The sequence below is a fragment of the Pseudalkalibacillus decolorationis genome (assembly GCF_024609785.1).
Classification (GTDB): domain Bacteria; phylum Bacillota; class Bacilli; order Bacillales; family Fictibacillaceae; genus Pseudalkalibacillus; species Pseudalkalibacillus decolorationis.
Map to the genome: position 1 here is coordinate 1 of NZ_JANHJQ010000016.1, position 24,690 is coordinate 24,690.

Annotated in this window: 22 protein-coding genes; 13 read left to right on the forward strand and 9 right to left on the reverse strand. The window is 39.5% G+C overall.

The genetic code is table 11. From position 1 onward, the window contains the following. From NON16_RS15505 to NON16_RS15525, 5 genes are all read left to right on the forward strand, one after another. A partial coding sequence (locus NON16_RS15505; RefSeq protein ID WP_257350310.1) for a group II intron maturase-specific domain-containing protein occupies positions 1-587 on the forward strand: 587 nt, incomplete at its 5' end. Between the two features lie 748 nt (positions 588-1,335). Next, positions 1,336-2,937, forward strand: a complete 1,602-nt coding sequence (locus tag NON16_RS15510; protein WP_257350311.1) for a Na+/H+ antiporter NhaC family protein — start codon at positions 1,336-1,338, stop codon at positions 2,935-2,937. A 196-nt stretch (positions 2,938-3,133) separates the two neighbouring features. Next, the gene (locus tag NON16_RS15515; protein WP_257350313.1) at positions 3,134-4,744 is read left to right on the forward strand and encodes a gamma-glutamyltransferase family protein; all 1,611 of its coding nucleotides are present in this window, start codon (positions 3,134-3,136) and stop codon (positions 4,742-4,744) included. Positions 4,745-4,797: 53 nt separating this feature from the next. After that, positions 4,798-5,403 carry a chromate transporter gene (locus NON16_RS15520; protein ID WP_257350429.1) on the forward strand — a complete coding sequence of 202 codons (606 nt, stop codon included), beginning with the start codon at positions 4,798-4,800 and terminating at the stop codon, positions 5,401-5,403. Continuing rightward, positions 5,403-5,939: a chromate transporter gene (locus NON16_RS15525; RefSeq protein WP_257350430.1), complete on the forward strand. Its 537-nt coding sequence runs from the start codon at positions 5,403-5,405 to the stop codon at positions 5,937-5,939. Before NON16_RS15520 ends, NON16_RS15525 begins: the two co-directional genes overlap by 1 nt. A 298-nt stretch (positions 5,940-6,237) precedes the next feature. Here NON16_RS15525 and NON16_RS15530 read toward each other — a convergent pair whose 3' ends face one another. Then, positions 6,238-7,140 carry a DMT family transporter gene (locus NON16_RS15530; RefSeq protein ID WP_257350315.1) on the reverse strand — a complete coding sequence of 301 codons (903 nt, stop codon included), beginning with the start codon at positions 7,138-7,140 and terminating at the stop codon, positions 6,238-6,240. A 160-nt stretch (positions 7,141-7,300) separates the two neighbouring features. On the opposite strand from NON16_RS15530, the gene NON16_RS15535 reads away from it, so the two are divergent. Further along, complete coding sequence (locus NON16_RS15535) at positions 7,301-8,686, forward strand: aminotransferase-like domain-containing protein (RefSeq protein WP_257350316.1); 1,386 nt, start codon at positions 7,301-7,303, stop codon at positions 8,684-8,686. A 30-nt stretch (positions 8,687-8,716) separates the two neighbouring features. Here NON16_RS15535 and pdxR read toward each other — a convergent pair whose 3' ends face one another. Next, a complete protein-coding gene (gene pdxR / locus NON16_RS15540; protein ID WP_257350317.1) occupies positions 8,717-10,096 on the reverse strand; it encodes a MocR-like pyridoxine biosynthesis transcription factor PdxR in 1,380 nt (459 codons plus the stop codon). A 133-nt stretch (positions 10,097-10,229) separates the two neighbouring features. On the opposite strand from pdxR, the gene NON16_RS15545 reads away from it, so the two are divergent. From NON16_RS15545 to NON16_RS15555, 3 genes are all read left to right on the forward strand, one after another. Further along, the gene (locus tag NON16_RS15545; RefSeq protein WP_257350318.1) at positions 10,230-10,862 is read left to right on the forward strand and encodes an FMN-binding negative transcriptional regulator; all 633 of its coding nucleotides are present in this window, start codon (positions 10,230-10,232) and stop codon (positions 10,860-10,862) included. A gap of 127 nt (positions 10,863-10,989) precedes the next feature. After that, a complete protein-coding gene (locus NON16_RS15550) occupies positions 10,990-11,607 on the forward strand; it encodes an FMN-binding negative transcriptional regulator (RefSeq protein ID WP_257350320.1) in 618 nt (205 codons plus the stop codon). 70 nt (positions 11,608-11,677) lie between these two features. Beyond that, the gene (locus NON16_RS15555; RefSeq protein WP_257350321.1) at positions 11,678-12,316 is read left to right on the forward strand and encodes a LysE family translocator; all 639 of its coding nucleotides are present in this window, start codon (positions 11,678-11,680) and stop codon (positions 12,314-12,316) included. 652 nt (positions 12,317-12,968) lie between these two features. Here the strand turns inward: NON16_RS15555 and NON16_RS15560 are convergent. The 3 genes from NON16_RS15560 to NON16_RS15570 form a co-directional block, all read right to left on the reverse strand. Then, complete coding sequence (locus NON16_RS15560) at positions 12,969-13,433, reverse strand: phage tail protein (RefSeq protein ID WP_257350322.1); 465 nt, start codon at positions 13,431-13,433, stop codon at positions 12,969-12,971. Between the two features lie 65 nt (positions 13,434-13,498). Further along, a complete protein-coding gene (locus NON16_RS15565; RefSeq protein WP_257350323.1) occupies positions 13,499-13,921 on the reverse strand; it encodes a DoxX family protein in 423 nt (140 codons plus the stop codon). A gap of 88 nt (positions 13,922-14,009) precedes the next feature. Beyond that, positions 14,010-14,489 carry a GyrI-like domain-containing protein gene (locus NON16_RS15570; RefSeq protein WP_257350324.1) on the reverse strand — a complete coding sequence of 160 codons (480 nt, stop codon included), beginning with the start codon at positions 14,487-14,489 and terminating at the stop codon, positions 14,010-14,012. A 110-nt stretch (positions 14,490-14,599) separates the two neighbouring features. Here NON16_RS15570 and NON16_RS15575 point away from each other — a divergent pair, with 110 nt between their 5' ends. Beyond that, entirely contained in the window at positions 14,600-15,562 is a 963-nt protein-coding gene (locus tag NON16_RS15575) for a helix-turn-helix transcriptional regulator (RefSeq protein WP_257350325.1), read from the forward strand. Between the two features lie 716 nt (positions 15,563-16,278). Beyond that, the gene (erm, locus tag NON16_RS15580) at positions 16,279-17,124 is read left to right on the forward strand and encodes a 23S ribosomal RNA methyltransferase Erm (protein ID WP_372508826.1); all 846 of its coding nucleotides are present in this window, start codon (positions 16,279-16,281) and stop codon (positions 17,122-17,124) included. Between the two features lie 99 nt (positions 17,125-17,223). Here erm and NON16_RS15585 read toward each other — a convergent pair whose 3' ends face one another. Genes NON16_RS15585 through NON16_RS15600 form a run of 4 tightly spaced genes read right to left on the reverse strand, consistent with a single transcriptional unit; the run spans position 17,224 to position 21,721 of the window. Then, positions 17,224-18,594 (reverse strand): GntP family permease, encoded by a 1,371-nt coding sequence (locus NON16_RS15585; protein WP_257350328.1) that lies wholly within the window; start codon positions 18,592-18,594, stop codon positions 17,224-17,226. 30 nt (positions 18,595-18,624) lie between these two features. Then, positions 18,625-19,644: a 4-hydroxythreonine-4-phosphate dehydrogenase PdxA gene (gene pdxA, locus NON16_RS15590; protein ID WP_257350329.1), complete on the reverse strand. Its 1,020-nt coding sequence runs from the start codon at positions 19,642-19,644 to the stop codon at positions 18,625-18,627. Further along, entirely contained in the window at positions 19,641-20,951 is a 1,311-nt protein-coding gene (locus NON16_RS15595) for a four-carbon acid sugar kinase family protein (protein ID WP_257350330.1), read from the reverse strand. The genes pdxA and NON16_RS15595 overlap by 4 nt, the downstream gene beginning before the upstream one ends. Positions 20,952-20,953: 2 nt before the next feature. Next, the gene (locus NON16_RS15600) at positions 20,954-21,721 is read right to left on the reverse strand and encodes a DeoR/GlpR family DNA-binding transcription regulator (protein WP_257350331.1); all 768 of its coding nucleotides are present in this window, start codon (positions 21,719-21,721) and stop codon (positions 20,954-20,956) included. A 655-nt stretch (positions 21,722-22,376) separates the two neighbouring features. On the opposite strand from NON16_RS15600, the gene NON16_RS15605 reads away from it, so the two are divergent. Both NON16_RS15605 and NON16_RS15610 read left to right on the forward strand, forming a co-directional pair. Further along, the gene (locus NON16_RS15605) at positions 22,377-23,300 is read left to right on the forward strand and encodes a nucleoside hydrolase (protein WP_257350332.1); all 924 of its coding nucleotides are present in this window, start codon (positions 22,377-22,379) and stop codon (positions 23,298-23,300) included. Positions 23,301-23,338: 38 nt separating this feature from the next. Then, positions 23,339-24,559, forward strand: coding sequence for a NupC/NupG family nucleoside CNT transporter (locus tag NON16_RS15610; RefSeq protein ID WP_257350333.1), 1,221 nt, complete (start codon positions 23,339-23,341; stop codon positions 24,557-24,559). Positions 24,560-24,690: the final 131 nt, after the last annotated feature.

Sequence of the window (24,690 nt, forward strand, 5' to 3'; positions counted from 1 at the left end):
CCTCGTTTTTCGGAGGTCTCCAGGGAGGGGTCATTTCTCCGCTACTCGCCAACATCTACTTGGATGAATTTGATTGGGGGATGAAAGCGTCTGGATTCCCAGTCGTTCGCTATGCGGATGATGCCATTATATTTTGTAAGACTAAAACGCAGGCAGAAAAAGCGCACCGAGTAGCGAAAACCATCTTAGAAGACCGACTCCACCTAACGATGCATCCTGAAAAGACGAAAGTGGTTCACTTTAAGGAAGGATTCAGTTTCCTTGGGTTCAATTTCTGGAAGGGCTATATGGTTCTGCCAAAGAAACGAATCAACAAGTACAAGAAAAAGGTTCGCAAACTTACTAGAAGACAACAGGGAAAAAGCCTAGAGGAAGTCATAGTCAGACTTAATAAGTCAATTCGGGGTTTTGCGAACTACTTCAAGGTAGGGGACGTCAAAACAGTCTTTGACCGATTAGATAAATGGATTCGCATGCGGTTACGTGCGTTTATACGAAGAAGAAGGTCAACACTATCAAACCAGCTTATTCCGAACAAAAGGTTGGAACAAGCCGGTCTGGTTTCCTTGGTTGAACTACTCACCTAGTGTTCTTAATCCGGTAGTGAAATTCAAGCAATCCGGTGACGGATGAAGAGAACTCACTCCCGGAAATGGGGAACTGACACAGTGAAAGCCGGATGCGGGAAAACCGCACGTCCGGTTTGACGAGGGGTCCGAGGGTGAAAGCCCTCGTCCTACTCTACTTAATTGTTTGGAAATTATAAATTATTGTTTATTATGCACATATGCATAGTCCTATAATTCTTTCACTTGTCGATTTCACTCAACCAACCTTTGTATCCTTAACTAACACTTTCATAAATTCCCCTACCTTATTCTTAAAAAAGGTTTAAACATTAGTTTTTATTCACAAATGGGTATGTTATGCAAAAATTAATAAAAGGGATACTATTTGTCGATATAAAATTCCTAATTTTTATAATATTTCTTCAAAAACCAAAAATACCTTAGTTGGCATTGTTCTTGCATTAAAGAAAAGAGAATACCCTTTTGAGATAAAAAACATAGAATAGGTTTCTTAACGTATAAATATCCTTGCTAATACTTTCGAATTGGATATAACTTATGGAGTTTTTATTTACAAATGATTATGTGTATTTCGAATTTAAATCACTACTCCTAAACTATTTTTTAGTGATGTAATGAGGACTTTTTTTGAGGGATAAGCAGGAAGGATCTCATAGTAACTATTAAACTTATTTTTATTGTAAAAAAGGGTATTTTCGTACAGGGGAAATTAAATATTCTATAATTATTGGGAGGCGTTAAATTAATGGAAGGTTCTGTTTTTTCGCTCTTGTTACCTTTGATTGTCATGGTATTGTGTTTTACAACCAGAAGGGTAATTTTGTCACTTGGAATTGGTGTTGTTATTGGAGCCTTAATGTACACAAATTTTAATGTTATTTTTGCGGCTGGTTATCTTTTTGGTCAACTTAAAGCGTTATTTATTGAAGAAACTGATACCGGATGGGTGCTTAATACGTGGAATATTTACTTGATTGTTTTCACAATTCTTTTAGGGTTTTTCTCTTCCATAACCCATGTAATGGGTGGGAATAAAAGCTTTGGGGGTTGGGTACAATCGTTGTTAAAAACACGTGTAGGTGCGCAACTTTCATCAGCTATTTTAGGGGTTATTATATTTATTGATGATTATTTCAGCTGTATTGTTGTAGGGAGCATTTCAAGAAGTATAACAGATCGTTTTAAGATATCTAGAGCAAAATTAGCCTATATAATTGATTCAACAGCAACACCAGTGAGTGTGTTAGTCCCAATATCTAGCTGGGGAGCTTTCATGGTTGGATTAATTGGTACAACAATGGAAGATGCAGGAATAACTGGACATTCTTCGTTCAATGCTTTTATGTTGACGGTACCGATGAATTTTTATTGCATATTCGCAATCCTGATGGTGTTCGTTGTTATCATTAATAAGATTAATATCGGATCAATGAAAACTCACGAACTACGAGCACAAACGACTGGAGAGCTTGTTGATCCAAAAAGAAAACACAATTCAAGTGGAGAAAAAGAACTTCCTGAAAGTGATAAAGGTAACGTACGTGACCTTGTCGTTCCTTTTGTTGTTCTTATAATTACTACGTTTTCTGCTTTAGTTATAACAGCAATACCTGGAATTAAAGGCGCAGGCGAAGCTGTAACCTTCCTAGCTATATTTGAATACACGAAATTAGTAGAATCGCTAAGTATTGGGGGTCTTGCAGGGTTTCTTGTTGCAACTGGGTTCTTTTTTTCGAAAAAAATGCCGATGCTACAATTATTTCAAGCGATGTGGCATGGATTTAAGAGTATGCTGCCAGCTATTATGATTCTTTTGCTCGCGTTTACAACCGCAGAGATCATTGGCGACCTCAAAATGGGAGAACTTTTGGCAGGTTTAATCAGTAGTAACGTTAGTCTCTTCTTACTGCCTGCGTTAATATTTATTATTTCTATTATTATCGATTTTGCAATAGCAACAGCCTGGGGGACTTGGGCAATTTTATTCCCTATTATAGGACAAATTTCAGTAGCCACTGATGTGGATTTGTTCCTTCCAATGGTTGCAGCAGCAATTGCTGGATCGATATTTGGCGATCATTGTTCACCTATCTCAGATTCTACAATCTTGTCTTCCATTGGATCCGGAAGTAACCACATGGATCATGTTATAACGCAATTACCATATGGCCTTATTGTTGCAGGCGTTTCGTTTATCGGTTATATCATTTTAGGAATAACTCAAAGCATTTGGATGGGATTCTTTGCGACTACTGCTATCTTTATATTCGTATGTTACGCGTTGAAGAGATTTTATAACATACGAGCGAATACTGTTAAAACCGATGCAGCAGCAGCAAAAGAGTAGTAGATTTATTTATATTTGAGGTGAATTTGTAGATGTTTTTTATGACAACTATTATAATCTCAAATAACGAGAATGATCATATGTTAGTATAAATATCAATTTTAATTAACAATAGAAAGATGAGAGGTTATTTTTAAGACATTTCGTTTATATGTTATAAAGGAAGTCCACTATCATTAAACAGGAGTGAACAGTCATGAATCATGATCAGTTATTTTATCCTTACACATCACAACGTATGACGACTTTTGCAAGAAAAGGGATGGTTGCAACGTCGCAACCACTTGCCGCGCAGGCAGGATTGGAAATGTTGAAACAAGGGGGAAATGCCATTGACGCGGCAATTGCAACTGCAGCATGTTTAACGGTAGTTGAACCGACATCAAATGGAATCGGCGGGGATGCGTTTGCATTAGTTTGGATAAAAGGGAAATTGCATGGACTTAATGCAAGCGGACCTTCTCCACAAAGTATTTCTATTAAAGCGGTAAAAGAAAAAGGATATAACGAAATTCCAACACATGGATGGATTCCGGTTACAGTTCCGGGAGCCCCGGGTGCATGGGCAGAGTTATCCAAACGGTTTGGTAAACTTCCCTTAACAGAAGTACTTAAACCGGCAATTGACTATGCAGAAAATGGCTATCCCATTTCACCTGTACTGGGAAGATTTTGGAAAGAAGAAGCTGATAATTTTAATAAAACTTTGACTGGTGAAGAATTCTCTCATTGGTTTGAAACGTTTGCTCCAAATGGGAAAGCTCCGGAGATTGGAACGATATGGCGTTCTTCGGATCATGCCCAAACATTGCGGTCGATTGCAGAAACAAATGCTGAATCGTTTTATCGTGGTGAATTAGCTGAAAAAATCGATCAGTTTTCCAAGCAATACGAAGGCTTTTTGTCGAAAGAGGATTTGGCGGATTATTATCCTGAATGGGTAGAGCCAATTAAGGTGAATTACCGTGGCTATGATGTGTGGGAAATTCCACCGAACGGCCAAGGACTTGTCACTTTAATGGCACTAAGTATATTAAAAGGTTTTGAGTTACGAGAAAAGGATTGTACCAATACGTTCCACAAACAAATTGAAGCAATGAAACTAGCATTTACAGACGGGCAAACATATATAACCGAGGAAGAAAAAATGTCTTTTAAAGTAAAGGAGTTACTTTCGGAAGAATACGCTGCAGAAAGAAGAGCGCTTATTGCAGAAGAAGCACTTACTCCAGCGCCTGGTACACCCCCAAAAGGCGGAACGGTTTATTTAGCGGCAGCGGATGAAGAAGGGAATATGGTCTCCTATATACAAAGCAACTACATGGAATTTGGGTCCGGATTAGTGGTTCCTGGAACCGGAATTGCTTTACAAAACAGGGGACATAACTTCTCATTAGACCATGCTCATGATAATCGATTAGAGCCAGGAAAGAAAACGTATCATACGATTATCCCAGGATTTTTGACAAAAGGAGATCAACCTGTCGGGCCGTTCGGTGTGATGGGTGGGTTTATGCAGCCACAAGGACATGTACAGATCATCATGAATACAATTGATTTTCACTTGAATCCTCAATCTGCATTAGATGCGCCAAGGTGGCAGTGGCTAAAAGGTAAGAAAGTGCTCGTTGAACCTAACTTCCCAATCACTATCGCACAATCGTTAGCCCGAAAAGGTCACGATATTCAAATTGCATTAGATTCTGGTTCGTTTGGCCGCGGGCAAATTATTTGGAGAGATCCCGAAACAGGCGTTTTAGCTGGGGGAACCGAAGCTCGGACGGATGGAAGTGTTGCAGCTTGGTAAGTAATAAAAAGGTAGAAATTAATTTCACCGCGGAGAATCAAACTCATCTCAACATGAATACATCAAAAAAATGGGATCTTAAAAACCAACTTCATCTGTTTTTAGCTTTTTTTCGTGTAGGCATATTAGGGTATGGCGGTGGACCGTCCTCCATACCCCTTGTCCATAAAGAAGTTGTCCAGAAATATCAATGGATGGCTGATGATGAATTTGGAGACATATTGGCGTTAGCAAATACTTTACCTGGGCCAATCGCTACAAAAATGGCCGGATATATTGGTTTCAGAGTTGCTGGTATTACAGGGATGTTAAATGCTGTGTTGGCAACGATCTTGCCGACAATTGTTTTAATAGTGGTTTTGCTTACGTCGTTAAGAACATTTAAAGATCAGCCATGGGTAGCGGGTATGACCCGGGCAGTTGTTCCTGTTGTTGGGGTAATGCTTGCCGTTTTAACATGGCAGTTTTTCAGTAAATCGAAAAACGGATTAGGTTGGAAATGGAGTGTTATTCTTGTTGTTGCCAGTATTGTTTTAATTGAGCCGCTCAACGTTCATCCAGGTATATTAATCTTTGTTCTGCTAGTAGGATCATTAGTGAAAAAAGACAAACAAAAGACGGAAGAAAGCCGGGCTGTTAAAAGGAAGGATACAGTATGATTGTTTATTGGAACATTTTCCTTGCTTTTTTTATACCTGGTATTCTTGGTTACGGAGGAGGGCCTGCTTCAATACCGCTTGTCGAAAATGAAGTCGTCGACCGTTATCATTGGCTTACCACTGAACAGTTTAGTGAGATGTTGGCACTCGCTAATGCTTTACCCGGTCCAATTGCCACGAAAATGGCGGGTTACATTGGATTCCAACAAGGAGGAATTTTTGGGGCATTTGTGGGTGTATTTGCAACGGTTGCACCTTCTCTTATTTTAATGATCGTTCTTTTAGGAATTTTGTATAAATTTAAGGACTCTCCAAAAGTGAAACGAATGACGCTGCTTATTCGTCCGACGATTGCTGTTTTACTCGGGATTATGGCCTATGAATTTTTCCTAACCTCTTATGAGGGATCCGGACTATTGCAAACGATCGGTTTAGTTGTTGTTAGTTTTTTGCTGCTTGAGAAATGGAAAGTTCACCCCGCTTTTGTAATAATCGGCGCACTCGGTTATGGCGCCCTGTTTTTTAACAGTACCTAATCAATGGAATGATTCAATCTCCGTTCACATTATGAGCGGAGTTTTATATTTTTATAGAATTTTTTTAAAACTTGTTTAATGAATGAATCAATTTATAATTACAACCCCTTGTGGCTCAACGGTTTAAGACATAAATAGGGTATTCCTTACGTAAGAGACGAACATCAAACAGCTATTAAATGGCTAAATGAATTAAGTGATGACGATACTTTAGGGGTTAAATACAGGCTGTTAAGTTGTCAGTATTTTTTTTTTGTTTTCATATTTAATTATTTAGCTATTTCAATTGAACATGTAGTTAGTTTTTCTCAGATAGTGATCCTTTTTTTGAAACGGTAGCATTTTTGCCTAATATAACAGAAAAGACAACAATCACTGCTATTACAAGAGTGAAAAATGTGATGGATTCATCGAGGAAAACTGTTGCAAATAGTATCATCAAAAATGGTTGTAAGTATTGAATCTGACTAACTCGTGCTATTCCGCCCAGAGCCATGCCGCTATACCAAGCAACATATGCTAGAAATTGACTAACAACTGCGAGATAAATAAAACTGACCCAAGCTTGTAAAGGAGCATGGAGCATTTCAGTTGTAAGGTTTAGCGCAACTGGAATAATAAAAAATGGGGCACCGATCATAATCGCCCAAGCAATTACTTGCCAGCTGCCTAATTCTTTCGCTAATTTCCCACCTTCTGCGTAACTAAGTCCAAGTATAATCACGGCTGCTAGTAAAGCTAAATCGGAAAATTGTAATTGACCGAACCCTAGATGAAGTGCATACACAATAACAGCTAAAGAGCCGATTATACTTGAAATCCAGAATTTGAGAGAAGGAACTTCACCAGCTCTAAACATTGCAAATCCGGCTGTGGCTAATGGTAACAGAGCTAATTCCACAGCTCCATGAGAAACAGGCAAGGATTCCATTGCCCTAGAAGTGAGGAGAGGAAATCCTAAAACTGCACCAAAAGCAACAACAAGTAGACTTTTGAATTGGCGAGGAGAAGGGAGTTTTTCTTTTCGAACAATTAATACAACAGCAACTAAAATAGCGGCAACAACTGTTCTTCCCAAACCGACGACCGTGGTCCCAAAATACTGTACTGCAATACTTGTAGAAGGGAGCGTTAAGCTAAAACAAATAACACCTACTAATCCCAACAATAATCCAAATTTCTCCCTGGTTTCTCTCTGCATCTTATCCTACCTACCTTTTTACTTCGTATTATATCTGTACCATTTTCTGCTTTTCTTAAAAAACAGTTCTGATATAATTTAAATATTAATAGGTACACACAATAAAAATAAACCATTTTTTTACCCATCTGTACCGGTACAGTTGAAGGAGGATAAATGTATGAGCTCAAAATATATCGAGATAATGGAAGAAATTAAGCTTCGGCTGGCAGATGGGTCGCTTATTGCAGGAAGTAAACTCCCTTCTGTTCGTCAGCTATCTGAGCATTTTTCATGTAGCAAAAATACGGTCATTAAAGCATACGAAGAACTTGAAAAAGAGCATTTAATTTATTCTGTTCCTAAAAGTGGCTACTTTGTTGTGAATGAATTTCAAAATGCGCCGAAAGAAAATGACGTGATTGATTTCTTATCTGCTGGTCCAGATAAAAACGTTATGCCTTATGTTGAATTTCAACATTGTATGAATCAAGCAATTGAACAATATAAAGAAGAGCTTTTTACATACTCTGATCAACAAGGGCTTTACTCATTACGAGTACAGTTAGTGAAATATTTGCAGAATCTACAGGTGTTCACTCAACCTGAAAGAGTAGTTGTTGTTTCTGGCTCGCAGCAAGCCCTTAATTTATTAGTTTCTATGCCGTTTCCAAATGGAAAAAACAATATTCTAATTGAGCAGCCTACTTATTTCGGATTCATTGAGTCCATCAATCTACAACAAGCTAATACTTTTGGAATTGAGTTATCGATGGAAGGCATTGATCTTGATCGTCTGGAATACATTTTTCGAAATAATGATATAAAATTTTTCTATATTATCCCGAGATTTCACAATCCACTTGGACATTGTTACTCGAATAGCGAAAAGAAAAAAATCGTTGAGTTAGCTGAAAAATACGATGTATATATAGTGGAAGATGATTTTTTAGGAGACCTTGACCCAAATGCAAAATCAGATCCTTTATTTTCTTTTGATCCTTCCGGGAGAGTAATTTATATTAAAAGCTTTTCGAAAATTTTCCTCCCAGGGTTAAGGATTGCTACAGTCGTTCTTCCTACATTAATGATTAACAATTTTTTACGATATAAATTTAGTTCGGATTTTAATAGTTCAGCACTTTCTCAAGGTGCACTAGAAATCTATTTAAAAAGTGGTATGTTTAATAGCCATCTCAAAAAAATAAAAGAGGTATACCATACTAAAATGCAAACCCTTCAAGAAGCCTGTGAATTATTGTTACCGGCTAATACTCATTTTTCAAAACCGACTTCAGGATTCTATCTATCCATCAGTTTGCCCGAGAATGTGACAGCAAAACAGGTAGTTCATATGCTTAACGAGCAGCATATATTTGTTGATGATGCCTCTAGAATGTTTTTGCCAGAATATAAAAAGGAAAATCTCCTTCGATTAAGCATCTCTCAAGTGAACGAGAGTCAAATTAAACTAGGGGTAGAGCGATTGGCTCATTGTATTGCTTTAATTAACAGTAGAAAAAATCATATTACTCCAAAATTCAGATTTAGACTGCAGACCATTTAAATGGTTCGACGTTAATATTTACTTTTCGATTCAAATCCATGCCTTTTTTAAGAGCTCGACACCAAGCTCAATTTCATCACAAGAAAGATGACTAAATCCAAGTTTAATGATTGGGTTATCGGTATTATTTTTAATAAAGTAGAGTGAGGTGGGACACACTTTTACACCATAAGAAGAAGCGCGTTGGATTAACCATTCTTCTGAACGGTTCAGGTGTAATTTGATTAATAAGTACAAACCAGACTGCTCGCCAATAATAGAAATATTTTGGCCGAATTGCTTCCTTAATTCAGAAACTAAGTGCAGCATTTTTCTTTTATAAACAAGACGCATTCGTTTAACGTGGCGATTCCATTCTCCAAATTCCATAAATTTTGCCATTGTGAGTTGGCTGAAAAGCGAAGTGGGACTCTCAAAATGAGTAAAATACTTTTTATAATGATTTAAAACTGACTCTGGCAACACCATATAAGATAAACGGATTCCCGGAAGAAAAGATTTTGAGAAATTCCCTAAATAAATGACTCTTGCTGAATCAATGGAGGCAAGAGCAGGAAATGGTTTTTGTGTATAGCGAAATTCACTATCATAATCGTCTTCGATAATATATCCACGCATCTTGTTAACCCAATGAATAAGCATTTGCCGTTGTTGAATAGACATGCTTACTCCAATTGGACTTTGATGGGAAGGGGTTACATAGATTAATCGTGATTTCATTTGTTCTAATTGTGAAAGATCAGCACCTGTTTCATAAACCGGCAAAGTTTCAAACATAAAGCGATGGAATTGAAAAGCTTCTCTAGCACCGTCGTAACCAGGGTCTTCAACTATAATACTCTGGAATTCATCCTTCAGTATATATCCAAGGTATACAAGCATTTGTTGGGTACTACTTCCAATAATAATTGCATTTGCATTTGTTTTCACTCCGCGTGATTGGAATAAATATGTGGAGATTTGTTCACGCAGGCATTCTTCCCCAAATGGTTCTCCGTATCGAAAGCTATCCTGTAATGTTAATACTTGATTGGCAATTCTCCTCCAAATTTTCAGTGGGAAATGTGTTTGATCAACGGCATCTGCCCTGAAATTAACTACCTGAGGTTTCTTGGACTCTGTTTGCTTTTTATTATGAGAGATTAATGCCTCCTGAAATATTAGGGGTTCTAACTCATTTGCAAAATAACCTTTTCGGCCCTCTCCACGAATATAGCCTTCAGCAACAAGTTGTTCATATGCCATTAAAGTTGTATTACGGCTTACATGTAAGGAATCTGCAAGTTGACGAATGGAGGGTAATTGCTCATTCGCCAAAATGTCTCCTTGTTCAATAAATGATTTAAATTTCTCGTAGATTTGTTTGTATTTTGGGGAGTTATCTTTAAAAGTAAAAATGGTATTATTCATTTGCATTCCCTCTGACATGTATATTTATTTGTTATTGTACCTTTTTTTATGTCAGTTTGTATAATATTATTTTTTTATCGGATATTTATTTTTAATGCTTATATTTTTAAAAACTCAAATATAAGTTGAAAGGATGATTATTGTGTACATTCCTAAGCAATATCGTATGGATCATAATGAGGCAGTTCAAATGATGAAGTCTTACCCGTTTGCCTTATTGATTACTGTTGATGAACATCGTCCATTAGCTACGCATATTCCTTTGGAAATTCGGGAAGATGAAGGGAAAATCTATGCGACTGGGCACATTGCATACGGAAACATGCAGAAAAAAACTTTAGATAATAATAGCGATGTGCTGCTCATTTTTCAAGGGCCGCACGCTTACATTTCATCAAGTTGGTATCAGTGCGAAGAGGTTCCTACATGGGACTATCTAGCTGTACATGCGTATGGAACAGCACGTGTAATCACTGAAGACGAGCTGAAATCGGCTTTGGATACTATGCTTAAACACTATGAGTCTCACCGAGATAATGGTCGGCTCTGGGATACGTTTGATCCAGAGTTGCTTGAGAGTGAAATGAAAGGAATAGTTGGCTTTGAAATCGAAATAACCGCTATTCAATCTGCAGCCAAAATGAGTCAGAATCGTAATGACAACGATTACAAATCGATAATTGCAGAGCTTGAAAAATCAAATGAACAAGGCGAAATTCAGGTTGCTCAGTGGATGCGTGAGCGACGGAAAGGTCTATTTAAATGATTGGTCTAATCCTCCATGACATGTTCATCTTTTCAGTTTTGTACATTTTTTAATGTCAGTTTGAATTATATCATACCGTGCAAACGATATCTGTTATATGTAAAAAATAGGATTGAGGAGATTTCAAATGTATATCCCAGAGCATTTTACGATGAAAGAAGTAACTACTGCCTACAATGTCATACAGGCGAACAGTTTTGCAACATTGTTTTCCATTCATGAAGGAATGCCCTTCGCTACACATTTACCTCTGATGTTGAATAAGGAGAAAACTTATTTGTACGGTCATTTTGCCCGTCCGAACCCGCAGCGGAAGGATATTCAAAATCAGACAGTCTTAGCCGTTTTCCATGGTCCTCATTGTTATATCTCTCCCTATTGGTATGAGACCAATAAAGCAGTGCCAACGTGGAATTATGTGACCGTTCATGTTTACGGAGAAGCTGAGCTAATCGAGGACGAACACGAGTTAATGAGTTCCTTGAATGATATGGTATTGAAGTATGAAGCTCCTGACAGTTCTTACAGATTGAAGGATGTAGATGCTGAATTTCTCGTTGGTATGAACAAAGGTGTTCAAGGATTCAAAATAAAAATCGATAGGATTGAAGGGAAAGCAAAGGTAAGTCAAAACCACTCCTTACACAGACAAGAGCTCATTATAAAACAGTTGGAACAGATTCCATTTCCAAACGAGCAACAAATTGCCTCCTTGATGAAAGCGAACCTTAAAAATAAAGTGTAACCTTGCTTTCACCAATCAAGGAGGAGCCCAATTAAATCATGTGCAAAAATACAATAAGGAGTTGCATTTTATGGAGTTTTCAACTATTTGGCTATTTGTAATTGCTGCTGCTACATTGTTAATAATACCTGGACCAGCTGTGTTATATATTATGGCAAGAAGTATAGATCAAGGGAAGAAAGCGGGCCTGGTATCAGTTCTTGGTGTATCTCTTGGTGGTTCTGTTCACGTTTTAGCTGGAGCAATTGGAGTTTCTGCGATCCTTATGACATCAGCAACAGCCTTTAATATCGTTAAATACTTGGGTGCTGCTTATCTTATCTATCTGGGGTGTAAGACTTTATTTTCTACATCTGATAGAACGACTTCAGAAATTCCAAAAGCCTCTCGCAAAAAATCATTAAAGATTTTTTACCAATCAGCGCTCGTAGAAGTAATGAATCCTAAGACAGCACTCTTTTTTTTCGCCTTCTTTCCGCAATTCATATCACCTTCTGCTGGATCAGTCACAGTACAATTTTTGCTTTTAGGAACTATATTTATTATCCTAGCTTTTATTAGTGATGGTCTGTATGCAGTTCTTGCGGCAAGTATTAGAAAGCGGATTCTGGGTAGTAAAGAGAGTTCAAAGTTACAGAATCGGATAACTGGTTATTTGTATATTGTTCTAGGGGTATTCTCCGCCTTTGCGAGCCCCTCCAAAACATAAGAGTGTTATGATGAAATTTATCGCGTTGTGAAAAAACAAATAGCGATTCTACCAAGACAATAAGTAAAATAAAATGGAGAGATATTTTATGCCTAGCTTTATCATTGAAGATGATTTTTGGTCGTTATTCCCTCATGCAAAAATAGGCAGCTGAAAAGTTATACTTTCTTAACGTGTAAAACTAAACCCTCTCAAAACGATGATTTTTGAGAGGGTTTTTCATTAACATGCATCCGAAGTATTGAAAACTGTTTTGTTATTACCTTATTGAACTAACCTGCGCGCAGTTTAAGTACGTTTCTTCACAATCTTTATTGTATATTAACCTAAATATCCAATAAAAAATCATCTTACCTCTAAAAAATCTAGGGGAGAGATGACTTTTTTCGAACTTTGTTTTAAATGAACACTTTTTAACGTTGATTAGTAAATATTCCTAGGCTATGTCTCTTTTTTTACACGTATCTCCCCTAAACCCCTATTAGCAAAGTAGAAGTTACCAAGGAAAATGTCCGCATCCATTGGGTTTTCAAGCTAGTGAAAGCTATTTTTTACCTAGAGAGAAAATAGCTTTCACTAATTTCAATGAAGAAAAGGAATGACCAAATACAAAAAATGGCTGGATTCCTCTACTTGCGCTTTTTTGCCTACTTTAATATTCCCCTTTAATTACAAAAAACGAGCCCCGAATTGTTCCAGCTAGTTTAGACTTCTGCCTAGCAAACTTAAACTTCCCTTCTAATTCTTTTGGTACGTCCATTCCCTCAGAAAGCTTAAAACCAACGGCCCGCTTCTTAGGGTCATCAACCGTATACATGACATTGACCCCAAGGCCATCCTCATAAAAGACGTAGGCAAATTTGATATTTCCCACTTGAAAACGCGACGTTTCTAAAGGTTTGGCCGCAAACTCTATATCACGTTCTTCTTTCAAAATTCGGTTCACATAATCAAGAGTCTCCTGGCTTTCGCTAGCTGGTACAACCGTAAATTCATGCTTGTATTTGTTCATAAAGTAACGGGCTTCATTAGCACGTAAACCAGCAAACGCTTCTACTACAGGTGAAGACTCTAAACCAACCCTAGACACATTTTTAAAATCAACGATATAGGACATTTCCATCGCTCCTTTTATTTCCTAACAACAGGAATCCAACATTTCACCAAAAAGTCCATCCCTCTTTATAGTTTGCGGCTCTTCGGACGCAGCGCCCATGAAGCGATATTGAGTGCAGCATATGAAAGAGGAAGGATAAAATTGAACCCGTAATTACCAAAATCGTCAGCAAACGCATGAGACAAAGCCGCACCAGTCATTAAAAAGAAGAGACCAGCGTGAGCCCATTCTTTAAGTCGAGGAAAACGTGGCACGACGATAGCAATGACTCCAAGTATTTTCCAAATCCCGAGAATAGTAGTGATGTATAATGGGTAACCAATATTCGTTACTAACTCAATGTTTCCCCCAATTCGCATCAGTTGCCCGATACCACTTAACGTAATTGCTCCTGCGAGTAGTAATGTGATTGACCAATATGCAATCAATTTTCCTTGGAGCTGGGCCTCTACCTTCGCGGTTGTTTCCGCACCAGTAACCTTGCTCATTTGATTCCTCCTCATCATTGTTTCAAGTGAAAACTTATTCAAGGTGGCAAACTTTCCAAATGATTAACTCCTAAATGGAAACCTCCCTTTATTTCCTAACAACAGGGATCCACATTTCACCAAAAACTAAGCCGTTTCGCTCCCCCATCTCAACCGTCGCATTCGGCCCGCCAACATAAGCAACATTCTTTTCTTCTGGCAAGGCTTGACCAAAGGCAATACCAGTAAGCATATTATTCAGTTCATCAGCCGTCTTTCCTTCCCCTTTAACAACTAGGTATTCCCCCTTAGGAAATTGGATCACTCTGGCTTCTTCTGGTGCCGATGCCTCTGTCATGACGCCAGCATAATGCATCATCTTGTTATTTACCGCTTCGTTAACAGCAAAAATGTAGTCATTTGTGGCCATGGATTTTAACGTGTCAAGCCTTCCATCTTGAATGATGGCTTGCCAAAAGTCTACCTTTTCCTTGTTTACGCCAGCTTGGTCTGTGTAATCGCTCTTAAGCTCCGTTCCAAGACCTATAACGGTGAAGCCGTCTTTTTCTTCCAACGTATAATTAGCCATTTTCAAAACCTTCCTTTTTTAGACTTTTTCAAATGATTTGTCTTTTTCATTTGATGGTTATATCATAGCCTTAAATCATGTCAAAAGATGATACTGTTTAGGGGGACCCGATGAAAAAAGTTGAACGGATTAATACCATCATGCGGTATATCAACAACCGCGCCCACTTTACAATTTCTGAAATCATGCGAGAATTTAACATCTCTCGTTCGACTGCTATTAGAGATATCAGAGAAATTGAAGCCATGGGGATGCCACTTGTCGCTGAAGTTGGAAGGGATGGGGGTTATTTTGTTATGAACAACTCTGTCCTGCCCACTGTTCGCTTTACCGATAATGAGGTTAAAGCTCTTTTTATTGCCTTTATGGCCACAAGAAATCAACAACTCCCTTATCTAAAGAGTCGTCAGTCTTTAGCGGAAAAATTACTAGGCCTCATCTCAGAAAACCAGCAAGATGACCTTATTCTTTTAAATCAAATCTTGCTTTTTGAAGGGACCAACCCCCATAATCCCGACCTGCTTGATCTGTCAGACCTACCCCATCCTATTTTAGAAAAGCTCATCCAAATCCTTCTTTCGGATAGCTATTTATTGATTACCATCGAAGAAGAGAAGGTAGTAAAGTCTTATCCGATTTATCTCTTGCATCTTTATCGTGAAAAAAGTCTTTGGCTGATTGAAGGCTTTGACTTAAAGGAAGAAAAGAAGCAGATTTTTTCTGTCGACCATCTCATCAATGTCGAACCCTACCCGACGAAAAAAAGATTAAGTAAGAAAAAGATTTTAGAAAAACTAAGTAAGCAGGAAGAAGTAATCAACCTTGTACTTGAACTTGGTCCAAAAGCGATTGCCCAGTTCAAAAAATATCATCCTTTAAAAGTTTCAATTTCCTATACAAATCCTTACCAAACCACAGCCATTCTAAAGACTTTTATTAATGTTAATAAACCTGAAGAATTGACCGAAATAACAAATTGGCTGCTTTTCCTAGGTAAGGATATCAAGGTCAGGGAAGTGCCAGAAGAAGTCTTAGAAGATTTACAAGAGAGATTAAGCTTATACTGCCCATAAGTGATTGAGGAACCGTTTGAAGACTTAAAGATTAGACAGGCTGAACTTATGAAGCAATGGGAAACTAATTCAACCGGTAAAATGATTAAGTATGTTTGTGAAAAACATTCGTTAACTTTTGTTATTGCGGAGACGGACAAAGATGCAGTAGATTTTTATCTAAGCTACGGATTTATAAATTACAAATTATCAAACCTTAACCAAATTAGTTTTTGCAAAACAGTACTTCCCCAATAACTTCCAACTGTGCTATAATGGATTCAACTTTAAGGAACGGAGGGTTCAGCGTGATAGATTTTATGAGATTCCGGTTGAAAGGTTTTACTGCCGCTAATTAAATAGTGGCTCTGCCAGTGTGCAGAGTAATCGGGATTGGTCTGCTTATCACTACTGAAACCCTATATTTGCTATACGTAAAAAGGGCGAGACAAATCTGCCCTTTTTTTGCACGTTAAGAAAGAAAAATACTTTCTATAGTATAAGTGTAACTAAGGCAATCGCCAGCGCTAAGGCTTGGCGCTAGCCAAGTTTTCTTTATTTTCTTTAAAAGTTGTATATACTGGTTAGCTTTATTGCGATATGCCTATTGATGTGAAAAGGATTCTTTGTTTTGTCCAAAACAAGGGTTTCTTTCGGTGTTTTGTCATGTCCTTTTCCGTTACTCAAGCACAGGTACTGAGCCTGTGTCTTTTTAATTTGTAACGTAACGGAGGAAAATCATGAAAAAACATAAGAAACAGTATCATAAAGTTCGGAAATGTGTGGATGGGCCTAATTTTTCCGGGCAGCATCTGATGCATAATAAACAAATATTGAAAAGTATCGTGAAGCAAGCGGATATCAAGTCTACAGATCTCGTCATGGATATCGGAGCAGGGAAGGGGGCATTGACCTTTCCGTTAGCGGAAAAAGCAAAGAAGGTTCTCGCGGTCGAAAACGATCCAGTTTTTTCGGAGATCCTTTCTAGAAAAGCGAGTGGCTTCTCAAATATTCATATTATCGAGAGGGATTTCTTGATGGTGCATCTTCCGAAAGAACCGTTTTGTGTGGTCGCGAATGTTCCTTATGCGATTACCACGCCTATTCTTAAGAAGCTTCTGAATCGTCCGGACACCGCTTTCCAAAGGGCAGTGCTTACGATAGAAAAGGGGGCAGCCAAGCGTTTTACAGCCAATACAATTACCAATCCATTGATTTTAAGATGGAGAATGTGGTTTAATATCGAGATTACTATGGCGATCTCTCGGGAAAATTTTTCACCACCACCGAAAGTAGATTCAGCATTAATAAGGATTCAGAGAAAAAAGAACCCCCTTGTGGAGCACAAATATCATTCCAAACTAGCATCGTTGGCTGAATATGGCTTGAAGTATCCACATTTACCGATTCATGACGTTCTGAAAGGGATCTTTACAGCACCACAAATGAAACAATTGATCAAAAATATGAGGGTTAAGCGAGACGCTCCGATCAGCAGCTTAAAGGAACATCAATGGGGAGTCGTATTTAATACGATGATTCAATATGTAGAGCCTTATCGGTGGCCGAAAATGAAACGTTAATACCGACTTAATGGTATTTCAGTGCCCCAATTTAGCTAAAGGGGTAAAGAAAGAGGAACGACCAGCCGATGGGCATTAAAAGTCGTTCCTCAAAATCTATTAACCTATGATGCCATTTGCAATTAATAAGAGTACTAGGGAGCCTGCCCATACGAGTGTAGTAGGAACTGACCAGGTAATGATTTGTTCCTTTACGTTCTTAATTCCTAACATACGGTTTACTACCCAGAACAGACTATCATTGAAATAGGAAAATACCATTGCACCAAGCGTTGCTGCTTGTGCAGCGAGAACCATGTTTACATCAAGTCCTGCCAAAATCGGTGCAGAGATCGAGGCACCGGTAATCATCGCAACCGTTCCACTTCCTTGGATCAGACGGACTATACTAGCGATTACGAACGGAAGTAATATCGCTGGAAGAGCGGTCTGGGCAATTTGTTCTGCAATGTAATCTCCTGCGCCGCTTTCTCTCAGGACATTACCGAGTGCGCCCCCAGCACCAGTGACAAGTAAGATAATCCCCGCTTCTTTAATCCCTTCCTCCATTCGTTCAATGGCCGTGGACTGCTTAACATGATTAAACAAGCCATAAATCGCAAAGAGTAAGCCGATCCCAACCGCAATAATCGGGGATCCTAAGAATGTAAGGATATTATAAATTCCACCTTCAAGCCCAATCGCTCCGATGGTCGTATTTAAGAAAATTAGAAAGATAGGTACTAGAATTGGTAAAGAAGAACGGAGGAATGAGGGCAGATTTTTATCTTCCTGCATCTCATAGTATTCTTCCAAGGTTTTTGGTACGTCAGGTCGAACAAAACCTTGCCCATCTTCATCCGGTAATTGATAAATTCTTTTCCCTACCCATTTTGCATAAAAAATTCCGATGATCATAAGTGGTACGGCAAAGATTAGACCTGTAAGAATCATTAAGCCAACGTCTACACCAAATATTCCTGCGACACCAAGGGGTCCTGGAGTAGGTGGTACAGCGTGGTGTGTGACCGCTAACCCGATACCTAGAGCAACACCTAGTCCGACTACTGATTTACCCGTCTTTTTTGACAACGCTTTCACAAGCGGGGTTAAAATAACGAAAGCAGAATCGACAAAAATCGGGATAGAAACGACATAACCTGTTATCGCCATTGCCCATTCTTCTTTCCGCTTTCCTAGCCATTTGATAAAAGTGTACGCTAAACGTTCAGCCGCGCCGGAAATCTCGAGGATCCGTCCCATCATCACGCCAAAGCCGATGACGATACCGATTGATCCTAGTGTGCCACCAAAGCCTGACGTAATCGAGTCAATAACGTCAGGGGCTTTCATTCCCCCGACGATACCTGTGATCGATGCTGCAATGATCAACGCTAAGAATGCATGGACTTTCGTCCGTAATACTAGAAAAATGAGTACAAATACTCCAAGAACAAGACCTAAAATCATTTGTGCACCAGATGGTTCCATACTATTGACCTCCTATCGATTGTTCATTATTTACGCATTATCGCGTGTGAATTTGGATGCATATTTAGCAGCAAGCTTAATGCATTCTTCCATACTGACTGTGCTCGCGATTCCTTTTCCTGCAATATCAAAGGCTGTTCCGTGATCGACGGATGTTCGTAGGAACGGCAATCCATTCGTAATCGAGATCGTCCGTTCAAAATCAGTCATTTTAGCGGCAATATGTCCCTGATCGTGGTAAAGGGAGAGGACCGCATCAAATTTTCCGTTTAAAGCATGATGGAAAACAGAATCTGCTGGTACAGGCCCAACCACATCGATTCCATCCTTTCGTGCAAGTTCAATTCCTGGCGTAAGCTCGTCAACTTCCTCACGTCCGAACAATCCGCCTTCACCTGCATGAGGATTTAATCCAGCAACTGCAAACTTTCGACTTTCAACACCTAAACGTTGAAGTGCCTGATCACATCGATTTAAATAATCACGAACGCGCCTCTTCGTCATCTGGTCAATCGCATCTTTAACACTAAGGTGACGTGTTAGGAAGAAGATTCGCATATTTCGGACCTCGAACATTGTAAGTGGATCATCAGTCTTTGTTAGTGCCGCAAGCATTTCGGTATGTCCGATATGGGGAACGTTCGCTGCTTGCAATGATTCCTTGTTGATTGGGGTCGTAGCCATTACGTGAACGGCACCTGAGTTTGCGAGTTCTACTGTTTTTTTAATATAATCAAATGCAGCTTGTCCGCATTGTGCTTGAACTTGACCGAATTCAAGATCGTCTACCTTCAAGTTAGGTAAGTGGAGGACATCGATCGTACCGTATTGATAGCTTCCTTCCTCAGGGGAATTCACTATATTTAACGTAAGGTTTACATCCATGATTTCAATCGCTTTTTGTAGCACATCTTTATGTCCGATGACGATTGGTCGGGATTGTTCATAAATTTCTTTCTTGTTTAGAGCACCTACAGTGATTTCGGGCCCAATCCCTGCTGGATCCCCCATTGGAATAGCGATGATTGGTTTCTCATTAGTTGTTATCATTGATGATTCTCCTTTCTGAATTGGGACAATTTACTTTTCAAATGCTGCACACATTCATAGATTGCTTTCTTGTCGCCTACCATACCACCCTTTGTGACGATTGATAGCCCATCGAAGTGACCGCCGATGAACGTTCCATAGGCAACGAGTGGTAAAACTTCATCTTTAAGTCGTATACCTGAGGCGCCGCCTACTGCACAAAGCGAGGCTGTTACATCACCGCCGCTTGAAAAGCAGCCTTCAATTTTATGAGGCGAGCTCTCAATGATTTTTCTTGAAATTTTCGCTAATCCATCTGTAATCCGTTTAGCGAGTGCATCCTCAGAAGTGTTCTCGATCTTTGCTTTGTGCATTAAATCAATCCGTTTAGCTCCGGGTTTAAACGTTGTTACAACGAGAAGATTGTCGTTTTCAATTCGTACCAATGCCTCTTTAACCGCATGTTCGATTTCTTGCTCCCAGCCATCTCCGTACGTTGCAAGTTCGTTGGCATCTACCATGACCGGGGCGATCTGTGCTTTGGAATACAAGTATTCAAGCTGCCTCCCAGTTATTGTGGTAGCACTTCCGACAGATACGAGAAGTTTTACCGGACGGACCTTCTGTTGAACGTATTCCCTTGCATAAGAAGCGGTAAGCGGTCCAGGATCACACGGGAACAAATTGTGCGTTTTAATAAAGGTCATTGCTTTTGCGATATGATCAATTTCTTCATCTGTCACGGCGTCTACAGAAATGATCCGAGTACCTTTCTCGATCAACTCGGTCATTCGATTTCTAACAGCTTCGGATCCATTTAATACAGTAGACAAAGGAATATGTTCGACTTTATATTGACTTTGATTTTCGATGATCACCGGAACATAGGATTGGGTTAACGGCTTGACTGGATCACGTGCTACATCCGTTTCCTGTAATGGAACCCCATCGACAAGCAAATAACCACCCGTTGTAACTCGACCGGACTTAGGATAGGAAGGGCAAACTACTGCGACCGAATTCATCCCCAGTTCCTCGAGCATCGTATCAATTTCATATCCGAAATGACCGCGAACTGTACTATCGATTCGTTTGCAATAAACAGTAGTATCATGACTTTTTAATTGGGATATTGCTTTCGCTACACGTCTTTGGCAAACGTCAACAGGTGCGTAACGACTGTCTGTATCAATGGATAGTGCATCATATAATCTCGTATCTGGGAATGGAGCACCGCGGACAACGGTTGCGGTGCGAAAACCTTGCTTCGTCAGTCTTACACCGGTTGCATTTGCACCAGTTAAATCGTCAGCAATTACACCGATCATGTTCAATCCCCGCTTTCTACAATGTGAGTCTGGACGTGTTGTTCAATTAAACGGAAATCCTCATCGTTTATTCCGCTATCCATTATCAACCCATTTAGAGTGGATAGGTTACAAACCTTACTGAATGCTTTCTGGTTCAATTTACTGGAATCGGCAATCAGCCAAGACTCCTCAGCCGTTTCCAACATCAATTTTTTGACAAGTGATTTTTCTAGCGTTGGGGCAGTAACTCCAGCTTGTAGGTCAATGGCATGAGCACCTAAGAAGAAAAAGTCAACATGAATCGTCCTTAAGAACTCTTGTGTTTGCGGGCCGAATAAAGCACCAACGTTATTTTGTAAGTCTCCGCCGGTAACAACGACTTTAATCGAGGAGTTCATAAGCTCAGCAGCGATTTTAATATCATTTGTGATAACGGTAATATCGTTTTTTTGTAAAAGGCACCGAGCGAGCTCGAGTGTTGTTGTCCCCGAATCCAGTAGGATGCTTGAACCATCCGGAATAAAACTTGCTGCCGTTCTTGCTATTGCCCGCTTTTCCTTAACATTCTTAGTTTCTTTATTTAAATAAGGTGTTTCTTGTGTAAGGGAACGTGGAGATACTGCTCCGCCATGTGTCCGTATCAGTTTTCCCTTTTGTTCCAAAAAGTCTAAGTCACGCCGGATTGTCATGGGGGAGACATTGAATGTATGGCTCAATTGCTCAATATCCACTTTCCCAGTTTCGTTAACATGTGAGGTGATTTGTTCTCGACGTTGATCTGGTGACATCGTTTTTCATTCCTTTTTCAAGCTCAATTTGTTTAAAACAATCATTTCACGGTCTATTATGTTCTAAATTAACATTAAAGTCAAACAATATGATCGAATTTATCATATTGATGTTAAAAATGGACATAGGGAATTAATCACGATCATCAATAGTCCCGATCACAATGTCATTCACCTCCGCCTAACATCTTACATTTAAGTTATTTCAATATTCCTCATCTTAAATTTATTTTGACAAACACCGTCGTTTCGTGTAATCTCTTTAGATAAGTTACCTTAGTTGTGGTAACTAAAAAAACCGGAAACTGATTATCTTAACAGAGTGTTTTATAAAAGTATTTTTAATGATGAATCTGTAACCGGTTACAGAATTGAAAGGAGTGCTGGTAAAATGAAAAATAATCCATAGTTAATGGATGGATTGATAGTACATAGTATTCTGTGAATCTATGAACCTTTTAGGAGGAAAAGAATGACGGGCAAATTTGTTTTTTGAAAAACCTGGATGATCAATCTTGTTTTGATGATGATGCTCCGGAAGATGATGATTAATTTGCATAACCATCCGAAAACAGAAGTATTTTGCTAAACTGTAACCGGTTACAGTTCTTCTGTAATATTTTCAATGATTTTAAATTTGGAAAGGTGATAATACATGGAACACGTTATTTTAGATGTTGACACAGGAATTGATGATGCACTTGCAATTGCGTACGCTTTTCGTTCTTCCGAGTTGAATGTACTTGGGATCACAACCGGATTTGGAAATGTTTCCGAAAAAGAAGCGACTCGAAATACTCTTCAAGTTCTCGACGTGCTTGGTCTCGAACATGAAATCCCTGTTATAGCAGGAGCAGATAAACCGTTATCAGGTGTTCATATAAAAGGGAAATCAACGCACATTCATGGTGAAGACGGTCTCGGAAATTGCGGACTGCCGCTTTCTAAGCGGAGGCCTTTATCAACAGAAGCAGCCAATTTTATCATTTCAAAAGTTAAAGAGCTTCCGCATCAGGTCACACTTATTGCTGTCGGACCTCAGACAAATCTTGCAACGGCGATTAAAAAAGATCCCGAGATTGTGAATCTTGTAAAACGTGTGGTCGTCATGGGCGGTGCAGTCACTGTTCCGGGAAATGTGACACCTAACGCCGAAGCAAACATATATGCCGATCCGGAGGCAGCTTCTGTCGTGTTTGAATCGGGAATTCCAGTGACGCTCGTAGGCCTTGACGTAACGATGCAAACGTTGTTGCGGAACGAAGTGGTAAACGAATGGAGTTCTGTCAAATCGGCTTACAGCGACTTTTTACAAACAATTTGTAACAGCTATATTGGTGCTTATCATCAATTTGATTCTTCTTTAGGCGGTTGTGCATTGCATGATCCTCTCGCGGTTGGAGTTGTGATCGATCCTTCGTTTGTAAAAACAGTGCCGATGTGCGTTGGAGTTGATTTAGGGAAAGGAGATACGTTCGGGAAAACCTATGAGGTTCAACAAGGTAAAGCGAACATCGAAGTTTGTCTTGATATCGATGTAGACCGGTTTGTATCACATTTTCTACAAAGAGTTATCTAAGTTCATTTTTATAAAAAAAGTACAGGGGTGTGGGATATATGCAAATATTATGGGGTTTTGCCGGCATGATTGTCCTTCTCGGCATCGCTTTTCTGTTTTCAAAAGACAAAAAGTCGATCAATTTCCGAACGGTTATTGGAGCACTGGCGATCCAGCTGGCCTTCGCATTTGCCGTATTAAAGTGGGCGCCTGGAAAAGCCGCATTACAGTGGGTCTCCGAAAAAGTCCAACTACTGATTGGTTATGCAAGTGATGGGATCAACTTTCTGTTCGGTAATCTTACGAACGGAAGTGCGGAGAAAATCGGATTTGTTTTCGCCTTTCAAGTTTTAACGGTGATCATCTTTTTTTCATCCTTAATCGCCGTATTGTATCATCTGGGGATCATGCAATGGGTTATTCGTATTATCGGTGGTGGTCTTTCTAAGCTTCTTAAGACGAGTAAAGCGGAATCGATGTCGGCAAGCGCAAATGTTTTTGTCGGACAGACGGAAGCCCCTCTTGTTGTCAGGCCTTTCATTAAAAAAATGACGCAATCAGAGTTTTTTGCGGTTATGACCGGGGGAATGGCGTCTGTCGCGGGCTCGACACTCGCAGGGTATATATTACTTGGTGTTCCGGTGGATTATTTGATTGCAGCCAGTTTTATGAGCGCTCCAGCAGGTCTGTTGATGGCTAAAATACTTGTTCCAGAAACAAAACACGATGAAGTGAACAATTCAGTCGATGTTGAAAAGGATTCGGAAACAGTGAACGTTATTGATGCAGCGGCGCGCGGTGCTTCTGACGGTTTGACACTGGCATTGAATGTCGGGGCGATGCTGCTTGCTTTTATTGGATTGATTGCTTTAGTCAACGGAATTCTTAGCGGAGTCGGCGGCTGGTTCGGTTATGAGCAGCTTTCTATGCAAATGATATTAGGTTTCGTTTTATCTCCGCTTGCTTTTATTATTGGAGTTCCCTGGGGAGAAGCGGTTCAGGCAGGATCGTTTATCGGCCAAAAAGTTGTCCTCAATGAATTTGTAGCCTTTTCCGCATTTGCCCCTCACATTGAAGAATTATCCGATAAAACGGTAGCGATCGTATCGTTCGCATTGTGCGGGTTTGCTAATTTTGGATCGCTGGCGATTCTTCTTGGCGGACTCGGTGGGATGGCACCTGACCGGCGTCCGGATATTGCCCGGCTTGGACTTCTCTCTGTACTGGGAGGAACTCTTGCCAACTTGTTGAGTGCTGCAATTGCGGGCATGTTGATTTAAGCAAAATGGTGTCTCATGAGTAAAGAAAGTATAAAAGTTTGCGGCATGGATGTAATGTCCAGCTTCAACGCCCAACCACTTGGATCACTTCAGGCCTCCTGTGGCGGCAACAGCCTCCTCGTCGGTCTTCC

What these genes read in the sequence shown, in the direction of transcription:
- NON16_RS15610 (WP_257350333.1), top strand. Translation starts at nt 23,339, where the DNA reads ATGCAAATATTATGGGGTTTTGCCGGCATGATTGTCCTTCTCGGCATC.
- NON16_RS15560 (WP_257350322.1), bottom strand. Translation starts at nt 13,433, where the DNA reads ATGTCCTATATCGTTGATTTTAAAAATGTGTCTAGGGTTGGTTTAGAG.
- NON16_RS15565 (WP_257350323.1), bottom strand. Translation starts at nt 13,921, where the DNA reads ATGAGCAAGGTTACTGGTGCGGAAACAACCGCGAAGGTAGAGGCCCAG.
- pdxR (WP_257350317.1), bottom strand. Translation starts at nt 10,096, where the DNA reads ATGAATAATACCATTTTTACTTTTAAAGATAACTCCCCAAAATACAAA.
- NON16_RS15545 (WP_257350318.1), top strand. Translation starts at nt 10,230, where the DNA reads ATGATTATTGTGTACATTCCTAAGCAATATCGTATGGATCATAATGAG.
- NON16_RS15570 (WP_257350324.1), bottom strand. Translation starts at nt 14,489, where the DNA reads ATGGCTAATTATACGTTGGAAGAAAAAGACGGCTTCACCGTTATAGGT.
- NON16_RS15585 (WP_257350328.1), bottom strand. Translation starts at nt 18,594, where the DNA reads ATGGAACCATCTGGTGCACAAATGATTTTAGGTCTTGTTCTTGGAGTA.
- NON16_RS15520 (WP_257350429.1), top strand. Translation starts at nt 4,798, where the DNA reads ATGAATACATCAAAAAAATGGGATCTTAAAAACCAACTTCATCTGTTT.
- NON16_RS15595 (WP_257350330.1), bottom strand. Translation starts at nt 20,951, where the DNA reads ATGATCGGTGTAATTGCTGACGATTTAACTGGTGCAAATGCAACCGGT.
- NON16_RS15600 (WP_257350331.1), bottom strand. Translation starts at nt 21,721, where the DNA reads ATGTCACCAGATCAACGTCGAGAACAAATCACCTCACATGTTAACGAA.
- NON16_RS15510 (WP_257350311.1), top strand. Translation starts at nt 1,336, where the DNA reads ATGGAAGGTTCTGTTTTTTCGCTCTTGTTACCTTTGATTGTCATGGTA.
- NON16_RS15575 (WP_257350325.1), top strand. Translation starts at nt 14,600, where the DNA reads ATGAAAAAAGTTGAACGGATTAATACCATCATGCGGTATATCAACAAC.
- NON16_RS15530 (WP_257350315.1), bottom strand. Translation starts at nt 7,140, where the DNA reads ATGCAGAGAGAAACCAGGGAGAAATTTGGATTATTGTTGGGATTAGTA.
- NON16_RS15550 (WP_257350320.1), top strand. Translation starts at nt 10,990, where the DNA reads ATGTATATCCCAGAGCATTTTACGATGAAAGAAGTAACTACTGCCTAC.
- NON16_RS15605 (WP_257350332.1), top strand. Translation starts at nt 22,377, where the DNA reads ATGGAACACGTTATTTTAGATGTTGACACAGGAATTGATGATGCACTT.
- NON16_RS15535 (WP_257350316.1), top strand. Translation starts at nt 7,301, where the DNA reads ATGAGCTCAAAATATATCGAGATAATGGAAGAAATTAAGCTTCGGCTG.
- NON16_RS15515 (WP_257350313.1), top strand. Translation starts at nt 3,134, where the DNA reads ATGAATCATGATCAGTTATTTTATCCTTACACATCACAACGTATGACG.
- pdxA (WP_257350329.1), bottom strand. Translation starts at nt 19,644, where the DNA reads ATGATAACAACTAATGAGAAACCAATCATCGCTATTCCAATGGGGGAT.
- NON16_RS15555 (WP_257350321.1), top strand. Translation starts at nt 11,678, where the DNA reads ATGGAGTTTTCAACTATTTGGCTATTTGTAATTGCTGCTGCTACATTG.